The organism is Mesorhizobium sp. CAU 1732 (assembly GCF_039888675.1).
Classification (GTDB): Bacteria; Pseudomonadota; Alphaproteobacteria; order Rhizobiales; family Rhizobiaceae; genus Aerobium.
In genome coordinates this window covers 599,096-617,899 of sequence record NZ_JBDQQR010000002.1, presented here as the reverse complement: position 1 = coordinate 617,899, position 18,804 = coordinate 599,096, and the positions used below count along the sequence as shown (strand labels likewise).

The 18,804-nt window shown below is 65.1% G+C and carries 21 protein-coding genes; 10 read left to right on the top strand and 11 right to left on the bottom strand.

Features of this window, described 5'->3' with window-relative positions:
- Window positions 1–3 precede the first annotated feature (3 nt).
- From AAFN55_RS20635 to AAFN55_RS20625, 3 genes are all read right to left on the bottom strand, one after another.
- Window positions 4–483: a TerB family tellurite resistance protein gene (locus AAFN55_RS20635; protein WP_347800854.1), complete on the bottom strand. Its 480-nt coding sequence runs from the start codon at window positions 481–483 to the stop codon at window positions 4–6.
- 71 nt (window positions 484–554) lie between these two features.
- Window positions 555–2,303 (bottom strand): heme biosynthesis protein HemY, encoded by a 1,749-nt coding sequence (locus AAFN55_RS20630; RefSeq protein ID WP_347800853.1) that lies wholly within the window; start codon window positions 2,301–2,303, stop codon window positions 555–557.
- 12 nt (window positions 2,304–2,315) lie between these two features.
- Window positions 2,316–3,320 (bottom strand): hypothetical protein, encoded by a 1,005-nt coding sequence (locus AAFN55_RS20625; protein WP_347800852.1) that lies wholly within the window; start codon window positions 3,318–3,320, stop codon window positions 2,316–2,318.
- Between the two features lie 100 nt (window positions 3,321–3,420).
- Here AAFN55_RS20625 and AAFN55_RS20620 point away from each other — a divergent pair, with 100 nt between their 5' ends.
- Complete coding sequence (locus tag AAFN55_RS20620; protein WP_347800851.1) at window positions 3,421–3,999, top strand: hypothetical protein; 579 nt, start codon at window positions 3,421–3,423, stop codon at window positions 3,997–3,999.
- Here AAFN55_RS20620 and AAFN55_RS20615 read toward each other — a convergent pair.
- Both AAFN55_RS20615 and hemC read right to left on the bottom strand, forming a co-directional pair.
- A complete protein-coding gene (locus tag AAFN55_RS20615; RefSeq protein ID WP_347800850.1) occupies window positions 3,965–4,693 on the bottom strand; it encodes a uroporphyrinogen-III synthase in 729 nt (242 codons plus the stop codon). The genes AAFN55_RS20620 and AAFN55_RS20615 overlap by 35 nt on opposite strands.
- Window positions 4,690–5,619 carry a hydroxymethylbilane synthase gene (gene hemC / locus AAFN55_RS20610; RefSeq protein ID WP_347800849.1) on the bottom strand — a complete coding sequence of 310 codons (930 nt, stop codon included), beginning with the start codon at window positions 5,617–5,619 and terminating at the stop codon, window positions 4,690–4,692. The genes AAFN55_RS20615 and hemC overlap by 4 nt, the downstream gene beginning before the upstream one ends.
- A gap of 101 nt (window positions 5,620–5,720) precedes the next feature.
- Here hemC and tsaD point away from each other — a divergent pair, with 101 nt between their 5' ends.
- The 5 genes from tsaD to AAFN55_RS20585 are packed head-to-tail and all read left to right on the top strand — an operon-like array spanning window position 5,721 to window position 9,192.
- On the top strand, window positions 5,721–6,809 hold the full coding sequence (gene tsaD, locus AAFN55_RS20605; protein ID WP_347800848.1) for a tRNA (adenosine(37)-N6)-threonylcarbamoyltransferase complex transferase subunit TsaD: 1,089 nt from the start codon (window positions 5,721–5,723) through the stop codon (window positions 6,807–6,809).
- Window positions 6,806–7,795 carry an NAD(P)H-dependent glycerol-3-phosphate dehydrogenase gene (locus AAFN55_RS20600; protein WP_347800847.1) on the top strand — a complete coding sequence of 330 codons (990 nt, stop codon included), beginning with the start codon at window positions 6,806–6,808 and terminating at the stop codon, window positions 7,793–7,795. The genes tsaD and AAFN55_RS20600 overlap by 4 nt, the downstream gene beginning before the upstream one ends.
- 22 nt (window positions 7,796–7,817) lie before the next feature.
- Window positions 7,818–8,114: a YciI-like protein gene (locus tag AAFN55_RS20595; protein ID WP_347800846.1), complete on the top strand. Its 297-nt coding sequence runs from the start codon at window positions 7,818–7,820 to the stop codon at window positions 8,112–8,114.
- Window positions 8,114–8,533 (top strand): EVE domain-containing protein, encoded by a 420-nt coding sequence (locus tag AAFN55_RS20590; RefSeq protein WP_347800845.1) that lies wholly within the window; start codon window positions 8,114–8,116, stop codon window positions 8,531–8,533. Before AAFN55_RS20595 ends, AAFN55_RS20590 begins: the two co-directional genes overlap by 1 nt.
- An 8-nt stretch (window positions 8,534–8,541) precedes the next feature.
- Window positions 8,542–9,192 (top strand): methyltransferase, encoded by a 651-nt coding sequence (locus AAFN55_RS20585; protein ID WP_347800844.1) that lies wholly within the window; start codon window positions 8,542–8,544, stop codon window positions 9,190–9,192.
- A gap of 70 nt (window positions 9,193–9,262) precedes the next feature.
- Here AAFN55_RS20585 and AAFN55_RS20580 read toward each other — a convergent pair whose 3' ends face one another.
- Window positions 9,263–9,772: a L,D-transpeptidase family protein gene (locus AAFN55_RS20580; protein WP_347801055.1), complete on the bottom strand. Its 510-nt coding sequence runs from the start codon at window positions 9,770–9,772 to the stop codon at window positions 9,263–9,265.
- A 159-nt stretch (window positions 9,773–9,931) separates the two neighbouring features.
- On the opposite strand from AAFN55_RS20580, the gene AAFN55_RS20575 reads away from it, so the two are divergent.
- The gene (locus AAFN55_RS20575) at window positions 9,932–10,615 is read left to right on the top strand and encodes a response regulator transcription factor (RefSeq protein WP_347800843.1); all 684 of its coding nucleotides are present in this window, start codon (window positions 9,932–9,934) and stop codon (window positions 10,613–10,615) included.
- Between the two features lie 55 nt (window positions 10,616–10,670).
- Window positions 10,671–11,132 carry a cyclic nucleotide-binding domain-containing protein gene (locus tag AAFN55_RS20570; protein ID WP_347800842.1) on the top strand — a complete coding sequence of 154 codons (462 nt, stop codon included), beginning with the start codon at window positions 10,671–10,673 and terminating at the stop codon, window positions 11,130–11,132.
- A 396-nt stretch (window positions 11,133–11,528) separates the two neighbouring features.
- Here AAFN55_RS20570 and AAFN55_RS20565 read toward each other — a convergent pair whose 3' ends face one another.
- From AAFN55_RS20565 to AAFN55_RS20555, 3 genes are all read right to left on the bottom strand, one after another.
- Window positions 11,529–12,335, bottom strand: a complete 807-nt coding sequence (locus AAFN55_RS20565; protein ID WP_347800841.1) for an exodeoxyribonuclease III — start codon at window positions 12,333–12,335, stop codon at window positions 11,529–11,531.
- Window positions 12,336–12,457: 122 nt separating this feature from the next.
- Window positions 12,458–13,153, bottom strand: coding sequence for an outer membrane lipoprotein carrier protein LolA (locus AAFN55_RS20560; RefSeq protein ID WP_347800840.1), 696 nt, complete (start codon window positions 13,151–13,153; stop codon window positions 12,458–12,460).
- 140 nt (window positions 13,154–13,293) lie between these two features.
- Window positions 13,294–15,909: a DNA translocase FtsK gene (locus AAFN55_RS20555; RefSeq protein ID WP_347800839.1), complete on the bottom strand. Its 2,616-nt coding sequence runs from the start codon at window positions 15,907–15,909 to the stop codon at window positions 13,294–13,296.
- A gap of 255 nt (window positions 15,910–16,164) precedes the next feature.
- Here AAFN55_RS20555 and AAFN55_RS20550 point away from each other — a divergent pair, with 255 nt between their 5' ends.
- Window positions 16,165–16,404 (top strand): PepSY domain-containing protein, encoded by a 240-nt coding sequence (locus AAFN55_RS20550; protein ID WP_347800838.1) that lies wholly within the window; start codon window positions 16,165–16,167, stop codon window positions 16,402–16,404.
- A 29-nt stretch (window positions 16,405–16,433) separates the two neighbouring features.
- Here the strand turns inward: AAFN55_RS20550 and AAFN55_RS20545 are convergent, their stop codons facing one another.
- On the bottom strand, window positions 16,434–16,709 hold the full coding sequence (locus tag AAFN55_RS20545; RefSeq protein WP_347800837.1) for a hypothetical protein: 276 nt from the start codon (window positions 16,707–16,709) through the stop codon (window positions 16,434–16,436).
- Between the two features lie 346 nt (window positions 16,710–17,055).
- Here AAFN55_RS20545 and AAFN55_RS20540 point away from each other — a divergent pair, with 346 nt between their 5' ends.
- Window positions 17,056–17,304: a hypothetical protein gene (locus AAFN55_RS20540; RefSeq protein ID WP_347800836.1), complete on the top strand. Its 249-nt coding sequence runs from the start codon at window positions 17,056–17,058 to the stop codon at window positions 17,302–17,304.
- Window positions 17,305–17,421: 117 nt separating this feature from the next.
- Here the strand turns inward: AAFN55_RS20540 and AAFN55_RS20535 are convergent, their stop codons facing one another.
- Window positions 17,422–18,750 (bottom strand): ammonium transporter, encoded by a 1,329-nt coding sequence (locus AAFN55_RS20535; protein ID WP_347801054.1) that lies wholly within the window; start codon window positions 18,748–18,750, stop codon window positions 17,422–17,424.
- Window positions 18,751–18,804 lie beyond the last annotated feature (54 nt).

Below are 18,804 nucleotides of genomic sequence, written 5' to 3'. Positions count from 1 at the left end.
CAGTCAGTCGCCCGTCTCAAGCCCGCTCAAACCGAGTTCGTCGCGCACGCGCTGGCGCATCAGCATACGATCGCGCGGCGAGACGCCGATCAGTTCGGAGACGCGCCACACGATGTTGTCCTCGAGCTCGTGCATCTCGCCATCGGCATAGACGATCTCCCACAGGAGCGCGATCAGGTCGACCTTCTTGGCCTCGTCGAGGCTGCGGTTGAGCACGCTCGTGAACGCGAAGAGATCGACCGCCTCACGCTCGGCTTCCTCGCCAGCCGAAACCACCTGATCGAGCTCGTTTCCGGACAGCCCATAGGCGTCCGCGAGCAGGTCGCGCAGGCGTTTGCGCTCGACCTCGTCGCGCACGCCATCGGCGTCGATGATGTGCACCATCAAGGCTGCGGCGGCAACGCGCGGATCGTCCACGCCGAGCGCATCCTCGCGGGGTTTCTCGGTCAAGGTGCCGAAGAACGACTTCAGTCTGTCGAGCATGTGATTCCGTGTGTTGCCGAGGGTAAGGTCGTGGGAAGATCCGTCCGTCAGTTCTAACGCGAATGCGCCGGCTAGAACAACCGGAAGCGACGCGGCTCGTCCGTCTCCGTGTCCGGTTCGACGCCGGGATCATCCGGCAGCCGGATGGCCTGCGTCTCGTTCGCCTTCCTGACGGGCGGCGCATCCAGGACCGGCGCGGGTGCGACCATGGCCGGACCTGCGGCCGTTGCCGGCTTCGGCACGGGGGTTTCGGCTGGCTTTGGCGTCGTCGCGGCTGCCGGCGCAGTCTTTGGCGCAGGCGAGATCGTCGCGGGTTCTGATTTCGGCTCCGTGATGACCGTCGTCACCGGGGGTGCTGCTGGCGCGGGTGGCACCACTGCTGCCGGAGGCACGACTGGCTGCGTTTCCACGACTGCGTCCTCGATCGTCTCGGGGCGCTTTACAGGTTCGGGGCTCGCCGGCAATGCGACCTGCGTTTTCGCGGGAGCCTTGGCGACAGGTGCGTCGTCGGTCGATTCGATCAACTGGCCAAGCCGTTCCGCCGGCGCGCGCCATTCGAACGCGTCGAGGCGTCCGGTCAGGGGGGACACGGGCGCCCAGCGTTCGGCGACATAGCCGTCTGCCACCCAGGCGGGATCGCGCGGCGCGCGAACGGCCTTGCCCAGCCATTGCCGTATCTTGCCCTGATCGCCGGTCTCGGCTTCTTCGATATCGGCGAGAAGCAGGAACGCACCCTCGCGCGGGGCAAGGCGGGTGGCGGCTTCCGCTTCCTTGCGTGCGAGCGCAAACTCGCCTGCGTCCAGCGCTGCGCGTGCCACGATGATCGACGATTCGGCATGATTTTGCCTCATCGATTGCAGCTTCTTCGCACGCGTCAGGCGGTCATGCGTGGAATCGCCGGCACGGGCGGCGACATACACCTCCGCGACTTCGGGATGCGGCTGAAGCTTCCACGATGCTTCGAGGATCTTCGCGCCCTTTTTGATGTCGGTGAGGCGGAACAGCGCCCGCGCCGCCGTTGTCGCGGCAGGCACGAGATCCGGTGCGAGGCGGTTCGCCTCGAGTGCGGCGTTGCGCGCGGTCGTCGGATCGGCATCGAGCGCCGCCATCGCCTTGGCCGTCAGCAGGACGGCCTTACGCCGGTGCGCCGAATCGCGCGCGATCTGCTTGGTGGACTTCTGCGTCTCGACGAGACGCAGGGCCTCGTCCCACTGGCCGGCCTCGGTCTTTTCCTCGAGCGTAGCCTCGGCGGCCCAGCCCAGTTGCGGGGCGACGTCGGCTGCCTGCGAGGCGTAGTGCCGCGATGCCGTCCGGTCGCCGAGGCGCTGCGCTTCCAGGTAGAGCCCGCGAAGGCCGAGCAGCCGCGTCTCGGGGTCCGACAGCATGGCTTCGAACTTACCACGGGCCGCGTCGTGATCGCCTTCGAGCAGCGAGGCCTGGGCGTCGAGAAGATAGATGAGCGGTTCCTGATCGGCACTGATCAGCTTCATCGCCTCCTTCTTCTTCTTGCGCGCAAGCCCGGCATCCCCGGCACCGGCGGCGATCATTCCGGTCGACAGCGCCTGATAGCCACGGTCGCGGCGGCGTACGCGGAAATATCGCGAGATCGTGTAGGGGCTGTACCAGATCGCCTTGAGCAGCCACCAGACGATCATCACGGCGGCGACGATCGCCACGACGGCCACCGCTGCGACCATCAGCGTCACCTGATACTGATAGCCGTTGAAGGTGACGACGAGGTCGCCCGGACGGTCCGCGAGCCATGCAAAACCAAGGCCGATGGCGAAGACGAGAACGAAAAAGAACAGGATACGCAGCATCGGGAACTATCCTCAAGCCTTCAGCGCGGTGGCGAGCGCCTGGTCGATGAGACGGTCGGCGGCCTCGCGGGCCCGCACCTTCGCCATGAACGGCTCGCCCGCGGCCTTTGCGGCGTCGGGCAGCGTATCGAACTCGGTGATGGCGCGCGCATAGTCGTTCGCGCCGATGGCGGCGTCGATGCGCGCGACCGTTTCCGGCACGCCTTCGCCCTCGACCATGCCGACAGGGCGCACCTGGACCAGGCCCATCGCACTGCCCCACAGGCGATCCACGACGCTCGCCTGCGGGTCGACCGGCCGCGAGGCCGCGATCATCGCATTGGCGGCGGCGGCGGCGTCGCCCGCAATATCGGCGCTGGTGGGCACGCCACTGGCGGCGAGGTCACGCAGTTCGGCGGTCTCCGTGGCATCCGGCGCGAGGGTCGCGAAGGTTTCCAGTTCGGTCATGAAGGGTGTCCCGCGGTCGATCGCAGCCTTCAGCGCCGAGGCCGCGATGATCACGGCCGTACCCGGCGTTTCCGCCTGCTCGTCGACGCGTCCGGTCAGTCCCTCGACGGACTGTTCCAGTGTGTCGAGGCGCGTGACGACGGCCGACTGGCCCTCGCGCGCGGTGGTGATGTCCTCGCGCAGCGTCGTGATCTGGTCGTCGATGGCGGCAAGGTTCGCTTCCGGTGTGGCCGCGTTGCGCAGACCCGCAATCGCGGTCTCGATCGCTGAAATGCGCTCTTCCAGTGGAGCGAGATCGGACGGCTGACCGTCGTTCGGCTGGGGCGTCGCGCCGCGCAGTGTCTCCACTTCGGAGGCGAGGGCGGTCAGGCGTTCCTCGGCCTGCGTGACACGCTCGCCGATCGCCGCTTCGCCGCTGGCGCCTGCACCGAGCGCAGAAATCTGGTCCCTCAACTGCACCATCTCGGCCTCGAGCGACGAGATCGTGGGGTCACGCTCCTGCGTGGTGCTTCCGGCGCCCGGCAGCAGTCCGGCCATCTGCAAGCCTGCGCCCAGGACAAGGGCGATCACGCCGCCGGCCACGCCTGCCGCCAGCGCGCCACTAAGTGACGATTTTTGCGCTGCCGGTTGCGGTGCCGGCTGTTTTGGTGGGGACGACGGAGCGGCGCTTGTGCGCGGCGGCTCTTGGCGACCGAATTGCGAACTGCTCGACGACGCCGTGCTTGAAGGTTTTGGCGAATCGGCAGTGGCCTTAAGTGGCTCGGCAGTCGAGGTCGGTCCCGTGGGCTTTGCGGCTGTGTCAGGCGACGTTGCCGGTTTGATAGGGTCAATCGAACCGGTTGGGCTCGACCCGGAAGGCCTGGCATTGGCTGACGTGCTCGTTCCGGCAGACATGGATGCCGCGGAGGTCGATGTGGATGGCGCGCTGCTGGTTGGCGGCACCGATGGCTTGCTCGAGTCCGGCGATGCCGTCGCCGATGTCTCGGCGGTTTTGGCGGATGCCTTTTCCGCTTCCGCCTTCACCCGCGAAACCTCGCCGGGCTGGAGATCGATCGTCACCGGTTCCTTCTCGGTCTTCGAGTGGCGGGTGCGGGGTGTCTTGACCATGCGGAGCTTCCTTCGGAACGACGTCACGGGCATTCGATGCCTGTGCTACCTGGGGACATCATTTGACTTAAAGAGATCGTGCGGCGCTGAAAAGGGCGAGTTCGCGACTAAGCCCGGCCATCAGCCGAAAGCAGGAGCATAACGCCGTTCTCCGTTGGTTGGTTGCTCACCGCTATGCGATCGCCCGCATGTTCTGCGAGCGGGCGCGCCGCGTGCTCCGAAATGCAGAGAAATGTGGTCCTTTCAAAGCATTCGCGCAGGTCTGCGCGCGTGACAAGCTCCGCCAGAAGCTGGCCTGCCCGCGTCGAGAATACCAGCGCATGGTCGAGCGGTGCGCCTTTTAGCCTCTTAAAAATAAAGTCAGTCAGGTAACTTATTTTGTCCGCAGTGTATGTTTCGACGATCGTCAGGTGCCGCCCGGAGGCGGTGATGGCGTTTTCGAAGCCGGGCGTTCGATCGGTGCCGGCAAGATGGAGAATGTGGACCGAGGGTTCCGTCGTCAGCGTGATCAGGGTGGCAAGGTCGCGCGCCGTGCCCGCCCCTACGCGCACATCCGTGAATCCTGCGCTGCGGGCCGCCTCGGCGGTGCTCGCGCCTACGGCAAAAAGCGGTTTGTCCAGCAGGTCTTCGATGGTCTCGCGCGCCGTATGATGCACCGCATTGGCGCTGGTCACCACGACGGCTTGATAAAGGTGCGGAATGATCGGCTCAGGCGGCGTCACCGTGACGATCCTGGTCAGCGGCAGGACGATCGGCGCAAACCCCATCGCGATCAGCCGCCCGGCGCTCGCGCTCGCGCCGGGTTCCGGCCGCGTGACGAGAACGGTCTTCTTCACGTCCATCCGTCGAAGAATGCCGGGCCGGCCTTGTCGCGGATGCGATCGCCGGCCTTGGCGCCGATCATCGCGGCGTCTTCGGCGCGGCCGTCAGCCTCGATCTCGTGTGCCTGTTTCCCGTCCGGGGTGATGATCATGCCGCGAAACGAGAGCCGGTCGCCCTCGAGCCGCGCCAGTCCGGCTATCGGGGTCCGGCACGATCCGTCAAGTGCCGCGAGGAATGCGCGTTCGCAGGCAAGCGCCCGCTCCGTCTCGCCGTGGCGGATCGGCATCAGCATCGCATTGGCGCGCGCGTCGCCGATGCGGCTTTCGATGCAGATCGCGCCCTGGCCGGGTGCGGGCGGAAACGTATCCGCCGGCAGAAGCTGCGTGATGACATCTGCCAGCCCGAGCCTGCGCAGGCCGGCATTGGCGAGCAGCGTGCCGTGAACCTGGCCCTCGTCGAGCTTGCGCAGGCGCGTCTGCACGTTGCCGCGGAACATCACAACGTCGATATCGGGCCGCATGCGGCGGATCAGCGCCTGACGCCGCAGCGATGACGAGCCGACGATCGCGCCATGCGGCAAATCTTCGAGATGCGGGCTGGCGCGGCCGATGAACGCATCGCGCACGTCCTCGCGCTTCAGGAATGCCGACAGTTCGAGGCCGTCCGGCAGCTTCGTCGGCATGTCCTTGGAGGAGTGCACGGCGATATCGATGCGGCCATCGAGCATGGCCTCCTCGATTTCCTTTGTGAAGAGACCCTTGCCGCCCGCCTCGGAGAGCGGACGATCCTGGATCCTGTCGCCGCTGGTCGAAATCACCACGATCTCGAAGGCCTCCTGCGGCAGGTCGTGGGCGGCCATCAGGAGCGCGCGGGTCTCGGATGCCTGTGCCAGCGCAAGCGCGCTGCCGCGGGTTCCGATCCTCAAGACATCCGTTTGCATGGCACGTCGTCCGTGATAGTTGCGGCCGGGAACAAGTCAGTGATGACTGATCTCCTAGCCGCGAAAGCGCGGCCGGGCAACCGAATGGATTGACGCGCCGCATGATCCGCATGCTCGGGATCGAAACCAGTTGCGACGAAACCGCGGCCTCCGTGGTGGCGCTGGACGACGACGGCGCGCCGCAAATCCTGTCCAACATCGTGCTCAGCCAGATCGAGGACCACGCCGCGTTCGGCGGAGTCGTTCCCGAGATCGCGGCGCGCGCGCATGTCGAGGCGTTGGACGGAATCATCGAGGCCGCACTTTCCGATGCGGGCGTGTCCCTCGCGGAACTCGACGGAATCGCCGCCACGGCCGGCCCGGGCCTGATTGGCGGGCTGATCGTCGGGCTGATGACCGGCAAGGCGCTCGCCGTGGCGTCCGGCAAGCCGTTGCTGGCGGTCAACCATCTGGAAGGCCATGCGCTGACGGCGCGCCTCACCGACGGCGTCGACTTCCCCTATCTCATGCTGCTAGTCTCCGGCGGCCACACGCAGGTGGTTTTGGTGCGCGGCGTGGGCGATTACGAGCGCTGGGCATCGACGATCGACGACGCTCTCGGCGAGGCCTTCGACAAGACGGCGAAGCTTCTTGGCCTGCCCTATCCGGGCGGCCCGAGCGTAGAGCTTTGTGCCGAACGCGGCGATGCGACGCGGTTTGCGTTTCCCCGGCCCCTGCGCGGCGAAACGCGGCTCGATTTTTCCTTCTCCGGCCTCAAGACGGCCGTACGCCAGGCGGCGAACGCGATCGCGCCCGTGGGCGAGCAGGACGTGGCCGACATCTGCGCCGCATTCCAGTTGGCGGTCACAGACACACTTGCGGAGCGGGTGGGGCGGAGCCTGTCGCGTTTTCGCGAGGACTATCCGGATCTTGCCGCACCGGCGCTGGTGGTCGCCGGCGGGGTCGCGGCCAACACGGCGATCCGCGCCACATTGGAGACGCTGTGCGCGCGCCACGACATGCGCCTCGTCGCGCCGCCGCTGGCGCTCTGCACCGACAATGCGGCGATGATCGCATGGGTGGGGCTCGAGCGGATGCGCGCCGGCCTCGGCAATGACGACGGAATGGACTTCGTACCACGCTCGCGCTGGCCGCTGGACGAGGCGGCGTCGCCGATCATAGGATCGGGCAAGCGGGGAGCGAAGGCATGAGCGGCAAGCACCGGATCACGGTTCTGGGCGGTGGCGCGTGGGGCACTGCGCTGGCTCTGTCCATGCTGCGCGCCGGTCACGATGTGAGCCTGTGGGCGCGAGACGCGGAGACGGTCGAGGCCATCAACACGCGCCGGGAGAACCCGCGCTACCTGCCGGGCATCCGGTTTACCGAGAATCTGCGCGCGACCGGCGATGTCCCGGCGGCGCTGGCGGGGTCGGACTGCGTGCTCGCGGTGGTGCCCGCGCAGGCGATGCGTGGCCTGCTGGGCGAAATCGCCCCCGCCATGCCGAAAGCAGCGCCGCTCGTGCTCTGCGCCAAGGGCATCGAGCGCGGGACCGGCAAGCTCCTGTCGCAGATCGCGGCCGACATCCTGCCCGATACGCCGATCGCGGCCCTGTCCGGGCCGAGCTTCGCCACCGACGTGGCGCGCGGCCTGCCGACTGCGGTCACGATCGCGGCCGAAGACGACGGCACCGCCTCGCGGCTTGCGACCCTGCTGTCGGGGCCGGCATTGCGGTGCTATTCGTCGAGTGACCTGATCGGTGTGGAAGTGGGCGGGGCGTTGAAGAACGTTCTCGCGATCGCCGCGGGTGCCGTGGCCGGCGCAGGGCTCGGCGCGAGCGCACAGGCCGCGATCGTGACGCGCGGTTTCGTCGAATTGCGCCGCGTCGCCGCTGCCTTCGGCGCGGAACCGGAAACCGTCATGGGCCTGTCCGGCCTCGGCGACCTGATCCTGACCTGCGGCTCCGCGCAGTCGCGCAATTTCGCCTACGGGATCGCGCTGGGGCGCGGCGACAGCCTCGAGGGCAGGCCTCTCGCCGAAGGGGTTTCGACCGCCGGCATCGCCGCGCAACTCGCGCATGATCGTGGCGTGGACGCGCCCATCATCCAGGCGGTCGATCGCATTCTCAGGCGCGAAATGACCGTTGCCGAGGCGGTCGCAGCGCTTCTTTCACGGCCCCTCAAGAGCGAAATCAACTAACCGACAGACAGGAGACAGCCGCATGCTCTTCACCATCATTTGCAAGGACAAGCCCGGCAACCTCGAGGTTCGCATGGCGAATCGCCCGGCGCATCTCGAATACCTGACCGCACTCAATGCCGCCGGCACGCTGAAATTCGCCGGGCCATTTCTTGGTGATGACGGCAAGCCGATCGGCAGCCTCGTGGCGGTCGAGGCCGAAACGCTGGACGCCGCGAAGGCGATCGGCGCGGGCGATCCCTATGCCAAGGCCGACCTGTTCGCGTCCGTCGAGGTGCTGCCCTGGAACTGGACGTTCAACGCGCCGGAGGCGAAGTAATGGCCTACTGGCTCTTCAAATCGGAGCCGGACGTCTTTTCCTTCGAGGATCTGAAGAAGAAGGGCGACAAGGGCACGCAGTGGGACGGCGTCCGCAACTATCAGGCGCGCAACAACATGCGCGCCATGGAAATCGGCGACAAGGGCTTCTTCTATCACTCCAATGTCGGGCTCGAAGTCGTCGGGATCGTCGAGGTCTGCTCGCCGATCCATCAGGACACGACCACCGAGGATGCCCGTTGGGAGTGCGTCGATGTGCGCGCGGTGCGGGAGGTGCCCAAGCCCGTCACGCTCAAGGACGTGAAAGCCAATCCCAAGCTGGCCGAGATGTCGCTCGTGACGTCCATGCGCCTGTCGGTTCAGCCGGTGACGGCGGCGGAATGGGCCGAAATCTGCCGCATGGGCGGCGTGAAGTCCTAGAAGCCGCGATGTTGCGGCCGGGGCAGATCGAGGCCTTCATCCGCGCCAACACGGCGCTGATGGCTCCGCCGCATGTGCCGGAGATCGTGCTTCATCTGGCTGACGAAGCGCATGATCTCTGGCAGCGAACCGAGGAGGAACTGGAGGCGATCGGCCTGCCGCCGCCGTTCTGGGCGTTCGCGTGGGCGGGCGGGCAGGGGCTTGCGCGCCATGTTCTCGACAATCCGCACCTCGTATCGGGCCGCGCGGTGCTCGATTTCGCCAGCGGATCGGGACTGGTGGCCATCGCGGCGGCACAAGCCGGCGCGACGGCTGTCCTTGCAGCCGACATCGATCCCTTCTGCGCCGATGCGGTCCGGCTGAACGCCGCAGCCAACGGTGTGAACGTGGCGTTCACGGCGGACGATCTGGTCGACAGCCAAAGCGGGTGGGACGTCGTGCTCGCCGGCGACGTATTTTATGACCGCGCCTTCGCCGACAGGCTGCTGCCATGGTTTCGCGCGCTGCGCGCGGCTGGTGCGGAGGTTCTGGTCGGCGATCCCGGACGGGCCTATCTGCCGAAAACCGGATTGACCGCGCTCGCCACCTACGAAGTACCGGTGACGCGCGTTCTGGAAGATGCCGAAGTCAAGCGCACGACCGTCTGGCGCTTCGATTGAGCACGTCGCTTATTCACGGCAACATCCCCTCCAAAGGCGGTGGAGGGGGCGTTCGTACAGAGCGGTTCCGCTAGCGTCTTACGACGATCACCGTCCTGTCAGACAGATCCGGCAGCAGGCGCGCCATCGTTCGGGGTGAAACCGCGATGCAGCCCTCGGTCGGCAGGTAGCCGGGCTTGGCGATGTGGAAGAAGATCGCGCTTCCCCGGTTCCGCTGCCGCGGGCTGATGTTGTAGTCGAGCACGATGCAGCAATCGTAGAGGTGGTCGGCGCGTTCCATGCGCTCGCTGCTGGCGGGATAGGGCAGCCTGACAGGGCGGTTGTAGTTGCGGTCGCCCGGCGCGTCGCACCATCCGTCGTCAGGTTTGATACGGGTGAGGGGCAGGCGGGATGTGAGCTGTGCCAGCCTGCCGTGGCGATGATAGCCGGAGATCAACCGCATGGTTCCCAGCGGCGTCGCGCCATCGCCCTCCCGCTTGAGCATACCGATGCCGCCACGCCCGAGAGCGCATGGAAAGACGTGGTTGTTCCATGTCAGAATGCCCTGCGTCGGATGTCCGGGCCTGGCGCGAACGACGATCGGGGAGGGTTTGCGCGGATCGGCGGAAAGTGCCTGCTTGCGCTCACGAATTTTGGAGTATGATGCCACGTGGGAACAATTCGCCGTGATGCTCTTTTTCAAGCATATCGTTCCGCATAAACCGAAGCGCGGTCAACCGCTTCCAGCAACGGATTGAACATGACGTCACGTACCATTCTCATCGTCGACGACGACACCGACCTCCGCGAAACGCTTGTGGAGCAATTGTCGCTCTACGAGGAATTCGATGTTCTCCAGGAAGCGTCCGCAGGCAAGGGCGTCCAGTCCGCGCGCGCAGGCATCGTCGACCTGCTCATCATGGATGTCGGTCTTCCCGACATGGATGGCCGCGAGGCGGTAAAACTCCTGCGCAAGGGCGGCTTCAAGGCCCCGATCATCATGCTCACCGGGCATGATACGGATTCCGACACGATCCTCGGGCTCGAAGCCGGCGCCAACGACTATGTCACGAAGCCGTTTCGCTTCGCGGTGCTTCTGGCGCGCATCCGCGCCCAGCTTCGCCAGCATGAGCAGAGCGAGGACGCGACGTTCTCCGTCGGGCCCTACGTCTTCAAGCCGAGCCAGAAGCTCCTGACCGATGCGAAGGGCGGAAAGGTCCGGCTGACGGAGAAGGAGGCCTCGATCATCAAGTATCTCTATCGCGCCGACCAGAAGGTCGTGACTCGCGATGTCCTGCTCGAGGAGGTCTGGGGCTACAATTCGGGCGTGACGACGCATACGCTCGAGACCCATGTCTACCGACTTCGGCAGAAAATCGAGCGGGATCCGTCGAATGCCGAGATTCTTGTGACGGAAAGCGGCGGCTACAAGCTGGTCCCTTGACTGTTTACCCCGCCCGGACGAAGAACCGGATGGGGGCGCAACCGGGGATCGCGACTTGGCGCTTGACGACGACATCCGAATTCTGTCCGGAGTCGGCCTGTTTTCTGAACTGACTGCCGAGCAGCTCCGTCTGCTCGCCTTCGGCGCGGAATCCGTGCGCTTTCCCGCAGGGCGCGAAATCTATCGCGAAAATGCCCCCGCCGACTGCGCTTACGTGATCGTGGGCGGTCGCGTCGTCCTCTATCGCGACAATGAAGGCGTCGCGGTGGCCGTCACTCGATTGGGCGAGGGCGCGATCATCGGCGAACTGGCGCTGATCGCCGAAACGAAGCGTCTTACCTATGCGGCTGCCGAGACGGACGTCGAACTGATCCGGCTCAACCGGACGCTGTTCCGGCGGATTCTCGAAGAATACCCCGAAGCGGCTGCCGATCTTCATCGGAAAATGATGAACGACCTCCAATCCTTCCTGCGCAGCATCGAAAGCATCTCGACCCGCTTCAGCGACAAGGACTGATTCGACACATAGGGTGGCCGGATGGGCTGAGGATTGTTCTCGAGGGGGAGATGATGAGGGATGCGAGATGACGGAACATCGCGACCATCCAGTCTCTGATCGACCGATGAGGCATGGATTCCCGGGTCTCCCTCCGGTCGCCCGAGAATGACGAAGTGGGGGACTTGGATCGCCCGAGCACTCCCAGCGCATCGAAGTTACTAAGAGCGAAGTCACTCGCCCCGATTCGTCATTCTCGGGCGGAGCAGGAATGAAGTGACTGCGCAGACCCGAGAATCCATGCCTCGCCGGTTCCGTCGCAGGGTGGTCCAGAACGGGCGATCATCCAGTTCCGCATTGTTTGCCGCCCCGTCACCTCGCCATGAATGGAGGGGTCTCCACCAAAGATGAGGCGATCTAATCCAGATCGAAACGCGCGATCACCGGCACGTGGTCGGATGGCCGTTCCCAGCCACGCGCGTCGCGCAGCACCTCGATGCCGGTCAGATGCGGCGAGAGATTCGGCGACGACCAGATGTGGTCGAGGCGCCGGCCGCGATTCGACGCTTCCCAGTCCGCCGCGCGATAGCTCCACCAGGTGTAGAGCTTTTCTTCCGGCGGAATTACCTGGCGCATCAGGTCGACCCAGTTGCCGGCCCGCCGCATCGCCTCGAAGCTCTCCGTCTCCACCGGCGTGTGGCTGACGACGTTGAGCAACTGCTTGTGCGACCAGACGTCGGCTTCGAGCGGCGCGATGTTCAGGTCGCCGACGAGCACCGATGACAGGGCGTCGTCCTGCATCGCGGGGATGCCGTGCATTTCGGCGACGAAGTCGAGCTTGTGGCGGAATTTCGGGTTGATGTCCGGGTTGGGCTCATCGCCGCCGGCCGGCACGTAGAAATTGTGCACCAGGATGCGGCGATTGCCGGCCTCGACATGCACCGACAGATGCCGGCAGTCGCCATTGTCGCAGAAGCGGCGACGCTCGAACGATGCGATCGGCCGGCGCGCGACGGTGGCGACGCCGTGATACCCCTTCTGGCCGCTGATCTCGATATGCTCGTAGCCGGCGTTCCGGAACGCCTTGAGCGGGAACAGATCGTCCGGGCACTTCGTCTCCTGCAGGCACAGGACATCCGGCTGGTGTTCGGCCAGGAACCGCTCGACTAGGGGCATGCGGAGGCGCACGGAGTTGATGTTCCAGGTGGCGATCGAGAATGGCATGGGCAGGCATTTCCGAAATGGCAGGGAGAAGCGCCGGAACCTGCCAGCCATGCCGGATAAAGACAAGGCGCGTGCCGGAGCACGCGCCTTCGAAACGGTTAGTCCACAGAAAGCGGCGTCGATCAGTTCCTGTTGTGATTGCGCTTCTGCATTTCCTGGACCTTGCGGTTGTCGATCGCGAAGACCGACGGATCGAAGGTCACGCCCTGCTGGACGTTGAAGATCATGACGGTCGTGTCCTTGCCCTGTGCGTCGGTGATCGTCCACTGGCGCAGGTCGAAGGAGGTCGGATCGAACATCATGGTGATCACGGAATTGCCGAACGCGGATTTGTCGGCAAGCTGGATCGTTGTCAGGTCGTTCTCTTCCTTGACGCTGCGAACCTTGTTGCCGGACAGGTCGATGCGGTTGTCCAAAAGCAGCTTGAGCGGCGTGCGCGACAGCGGATAGATGTCCGCCGTCTGCAGCTTGGTGTTTTCGAGAACGACCGTCGTGCCGTCCGAGGTGACCTTGAAATTCGCCGGCGGCTCGTAGTTGAAGCGTACCTTGCCCGGACGTTCGATGTAGAATTTGCCGCCCGTCTGCTCGCCGCGCGGCCCGAACTGAACGAACTCGCCCATCATGGTGCGAACGCTGGCGAAATGGTCGGCGATGCGCTGTGCGGCAGCCCCACCCTGCGCATGCGCCACAGAGCCGAACGGACCGACGATCTGGCCCAGAACCACGAGCCCTACGCCGGCGGCAGCGGTTCCCAGGAACGCACGGCGCGACATGGCGTTGCCGCTCGCGGGGAAAGTGGTCTTGGCGTCTGTCGTCATGGTCGTGGTCCTCAGTCTGGTCTTCCCGTGATATCCGCCCATAAGGGCTGAATTTTGTCGGGTTCCGGAGCAGAAAACGGCTGCGGCGTCATTTGGTTGCCGCGTGCCGCCGCGTTGTCAGGCCCTCCCGACAGTTCGTCCTAGAACTTGTCGTCTTCGGTCGGCACGAGAATCTCTCGCTTGCCGGCATGGTTGGCCGGTCCGACGATGCCTTCCTGCTCCATCTTCTCGATGATCGAGGCGGCGCGGTTGTAGCCGATGCCGAGACGGCGCTGGATATAGCTGGTGGATGCCTTGCCGTCGCGCAAGACCACGGCGACCGCCTGATCGTACGGATCGTCGGAATCGTCGAAATTGCCGCCGCCGGACGATCCGCCGCCCTTGGAGCCGCCATCGTCGTCGTCCTCGCCGTCATCCTCGGTGATCGCGTCGAGATATTCCGGCACGCCCTGAAGCTTGAGATGCGCGACGACCTTCTCGACCTCGTCGTCCGAGACGAATGGCCCGTGGACGCGCTGGATGCGGCCGCCGCCGGCCATGTAGAGCATGTCGCCCATGCCGAGGAGCTGTTCGGCGCCCATCTCGCCGAGGATGGTGCGGCTGTCGATCTTCGATGTCACCTGGAAGGAGATACGCGTCGGGAAGTTCGCCTTGATCGTGCCGGTGATGACGTCCACCGACGGGCGCTGCGTAGCCATGATGACGTGGATGCCGGCCGCGCGCGCCATCTGCGCCAGACGCTGCACCGCACCTTCGATATCCTTGCCGGCGACCATCATCAGGTCGGCCATCTCGTCGATGATGACGACGATGTAGGGCATCGCCTGGAGATCGAGATGCTCGGTCTCGTAGATCGCCTCGCCGGTCTGGCGGTCGAAGCCGGTCTGGACGGTGCGGCTGATCTGTTCGCCCTTCTTTTCCGCCTGCGCGACACGTGCGTTGAAACCGTCGATGTTGCGGACGCCGACCTTCGACATCTTGCGGTAGCGGTCCTCCATCTCGCGCACGGTCCATTTGAGCGCGACGACGGCCTTCTTCGGATCGGTGACCACAGGCGTAAGCAAATGCGGGATGCCGTCATAGACGGACAGTTCCAGCATCTTCGGGTCGATCATGATGAGCCGGCAATCCTGCGGCGTCATGCGGTAGAGGATCGACAGGATGAAGGTGTTGATCGCCACCGACTTGCCCGAACCGGTCGTGCCGGCCACCAGAACGTGCGGGAACTTGGCGATGTCAGCGATCACGGGCTCGCCATTGATCGTCTTGCCGAGCGCCAGCGAGAGCTTGGCCTTCGACTGCTCGAAGTCCTTCGAGGCCAGCAACTCGCGCAGATAGACCGTCTCGCGCCGTGCGTTCGGCAGTTCGATGCCGATGGCGTTGCGGCCCGGAACGACCGCGACGCGGCAGGCGATCGCACTCATTGAGCGGGCGATGTCGTCGGCAAGCCCGATGACGCGCGACGACTTGATGCCGGGGGCCGGTTCCAGTTCGTAGAGCGTGACGACGGGGCCGGGCCGGACATGGATGATCTCGCCCTTGACGCCGAAATCTTCCAGCACGCCTTCCAGAAGACGCGCGTTCTGCTCGAGCGCATCCTTGGAAAGCGACGGATCGCGGCCGAGCGCCTTGGGCTCCGAGAGGAAGTGCAGCGACGGCATTTCGAACGTGCCGCTGCCCAAAAGCGAGGTCTGCGCCTCGCGCTGGACGCGGGCGCCCTGCTGCGGGCGCGGTGCCGGTGCCTCGACGCGGGCAGGCTGGGGCGACTGGGCCACGTGGACCTGAGCCGCCGGACCGCGCTCGGGCGTCGGACGAATGATGACGTCATCGTCGAAATCGTCGTCGTAACCGGCGATCGGGCCGTCATCCATATCGAAGGGCGGCTCGTCGGAGTCGATGCTCGGCACCGGCGAGAAATCGGGCTCGACACGTCCGCCGCGCGCCGGCGCCGTGCGGGCATAGACCATGTCGTCGTCGTCCTCGTCTGGTGTCGAGCGGAAGCGATCCATGCCACCGGTATGACGGCGTGCGAAGGATTTCACGGTGAACCACCAATGGGTGATCGCGCCCAGCGCCAGGATGCCGGTGCTTTCCGAATCATCCTCGTCTTCGATGTCGTCGTCTTCCGGTTCGGCATTGCGGTTGCGGCGCGTCATCCTGGCGACGGGTTCCTCGTCCGGCAGGCGACCGAACGCCGCGCAGGCAAAGGCCAGCAACCACAAAGCCGGCGCGATGAAGATCGCACCGGTGATGATCGCGGCGAGCCCGGTCGGATATCCGCCGGACAGCCAGGACGGGATCGTCAAGGCGAGATCGCCGACGACGCCGCCGAGACCGGTCGGCAGCGGCCATGTCGGAGGCGCCGTGATGCAGCCGACGATGCCCGCGGCCAGTGCCGAGCCACCCAGCCAGGCAGCGATGCGACGCGGGATGCGGTCGACATTGCGCGCGCCGATCAGCCACAGCGCCCAGGCAAGACCGGGTACGAGCACGACGATGGCCGAAAGCCCGTAGAACTGCATCAGCAGATCGGAGACGACCGCGCCCGGATAACCCATCGCATTGGTGACGGGATTGTCGGTCGCGTGGCTGAAGCTCGGGTCCGCGACGTTCCACGTCCCCAGGCTGGCAAGGCAGAACGCCACCGCCGCCAGGGCGCCGAGGCCGATTGCCCGGGTCACCTGTCGCTGCAGGAAACCCCGCAAGCCATATCCAGAATCGCTGATCGCCATCTGTGCGGTGGCACTCGAACGCATGAGCCGTCCCCGTCAAACATCGCTGCCGCACGCCGTATCACGTGCGAATTCGACGATGAGACTAGGCAAGCGAGGTTAAGGCTGCATTAACCATGGAGATTTTGTGGGCCCCCTCTGTGATGCGGCTCGAACGCTGCCCCCAACGCCGGTTTTTCGCGCTGTGGTTGTCGGTCCGGGCGATGTGTGATTTTCTGCGGGCAGTGAACTCAGAGGGTCCGTCCGCCGTCGCTCCATTCCAATGCGAGGATTTCCAGCATGCGTTTCATGATCGTCTCAATAGCCCTGATTCTGGCTCCGTTCGGTGCGCACGCCGCTCCTCCCGAAGGTGCAAAATTGTCCGCGATCATCGCCGAACTGGAGCAAAATCCGGATGTCGAGTATATCGACGAGGTCGATTGGAACGATCGCGGTTACTATGAGATCGAGTATTTCATGACGAATGGCGCCAAGGCCGAGATCAAGATCGATCCGAAGACGGGCGAATCAGTGCGTTAGATAACGCTTCTGGCAACTGCATGGCCCCGTCAGGATGATGCGAGCGATTTCCGCGGCGGTTTCAAGGCCGCCCACATCGATCCCTTTGGTGACATTGCAAGATCTGTTGGTCTAAGATCGGATTGGGCCGGGCCAAACAGAGTTGTCAGAGCATGACGAAGAAGTTGAAAGCCGGCCTCGTTGCCGCCGCCATTGCCGCCATCATCGGGATTGCTGTGTCCTATGGGTTCATCAGCCAGGAAACCGGCGATGAAATCAAGACGCAGACGGATCAAATCTTGAACGAGGATGACGAAGCCGGTCAACCTCCCGCCACAAACGATACGACCGCTCAGCCACCGGCATCCGGAGAAGCGCCGTCTCAACCGCCCGTGTCGGACGACGCGCCGGCTCAACCACCGGCGGCAACGGAGCCGCAGGCCCAGCCAAACGTACAGCCGTCCGAATAGCACGAGCCTGTCCGCATCGCTGGCAAGGATAGGGGGCCGTGCAGGGGAGGGCTCGCTGCGGGCGCGCCCCGCCGCCTCCGTGCGGCGCTCCTCCAACACCAGTCTTGACCTCGTCACGTCCGCATGGTGTTTCATTTGTCACGTCGAACAGGGAGAATGAGCCGGACGCAACGCGGCTCCTGTCCCGGCATGAGGAATGAGAATGGACAATGATTTCGAGAGATATTCCGTCGCCATCATCATCGTCTTCGGAGCACTCATCATCGGCGGCCTGATGGCTGTTTCGATCAGCTTTGGTGAGCGCAATGGTTTCCTTTTCGCCCTCGGGGCCGCTACGGCGGCGTGGGTTGCCGGCCATGCGCTGTTGTTCGATCGAGGGTATCTCTACGGAATTCTCGTCGCGGTCGCCGTGTTGATGTCGGTCGCGGCCACCATCGTCATCGCCCGCTGATACCGGCCGGTTTCCCCAAAAAAAGAGGCCCGGCGTCAGCCGGGCCTCGAAGGTGTGACGGCCGGGTGGACGTCACGACGGGATTTTGGAGAGGCGGGCGGTTGCCCGCCTTTGCTGTCAGGAGTGGTAGGCCACTTCGCCGTGCGAGGTGAGGTCGAGGCCCTGCTGCTCGGCTTCCACGGTCGGGCGCAGGCCGATCAGCACATCGACGATCTTGTAGAGGATCGCCGAGCCGATGCCGCACCATACGATCGTCACGAGAACCGCGAGGATCTGCGTCCAGACCTGGCCGCCCATCGTCACGCCGTCCGCATAGCCGACGCCACCCAGCGACGATGAGGCGAAGATGCCGGTGCCGATGGCGCCGACGATGCCGCCGATGCCGTGGATGCCGAACACGTCGAGCGAATCGTCATAGCCGGCCTTGATCTTGACCACGGCGACGAACCAGTAGCAGACCGCGCTGGCGATCGCGCCGAGGGCGATCGCACCCATCGGGCCGACGAGGCCCGCAGCCGGAGTCACCGCGACGAGGCCCGCGATGACGCCCGACGCCGCGCCCAGCATCGATGCCTTGCGGCGCGCCAGGCCTTCGATGACCACCCAGGCGATGATCGCGCCCGCGGTTGCGGTGAAGGTGTTGATCATCGCGAGCGCCGCGCCGCCATTGGCTTCGAGGTTGGAGCCGGCGTTGAAGCCGAACCAGCCCACCCAGAGGATCGCCGCGCCGACCAGCGTCAGCGTCATCGAATGCGGCGCCATGTTGTCCTTGCCGTAACCGGTGCGCTTGCCGACCATGATCGCGCCGACGAGCGCCGCGATGCCGGCATTGATGTGCACGACCGTGCCGCCCGCGAAGTCGAGCGCGCCCCAGCCGTAGAGCAGGCCGTTGGCGTCCCAGACCATGTGGGCGATCGGGAAGTAGACGAAGGTGACCCAGAGTGCGACGAACAGGATCACGGCGCGGAACTTCACGCGTTCGGCAAAGGCGCCGACGATGAGGGCCGGCGTGATGCAGGCAAATGTCATCTGGAAGCAGATGAAGACGAATTCGGGGATGACGACACCATCCGTGAACGTCGCCGCCTCGCTGTCAGGCGTGACGCCGGCGAGGAAGAGCTTGCCGAGGCCGCCCCAGAACGGGCCGGTGCCGCCGCCGAAGGCGAAGGAATAGCCGTAGACGACCCAGATGACGATCACGACGGCGGTGATCATCGTGCACTGCATCAGGACCGAGAGCATGTTCTTGGCGCGCACGAGGCCGCCATAGAACAGCGCGAGGCCGGGCAGGATCATGAACAGGACGAGGATGGTCGAAACCATCATCCAGGCGGTGTCGCCCTTGTCCATCGTGGTTGCGGCCTCTGTGGCGGCCTCCTGTGCGTAAGCCGCGGCGGTGCCGAGCGACCCCAGAGCAAATGGGGCCAGCAGGCTTGCCCGCGCCATGGGCGCGAGAAAAGAAGGAACTCTCATTGCAATCTCCGTGAAACGATCGCGTCG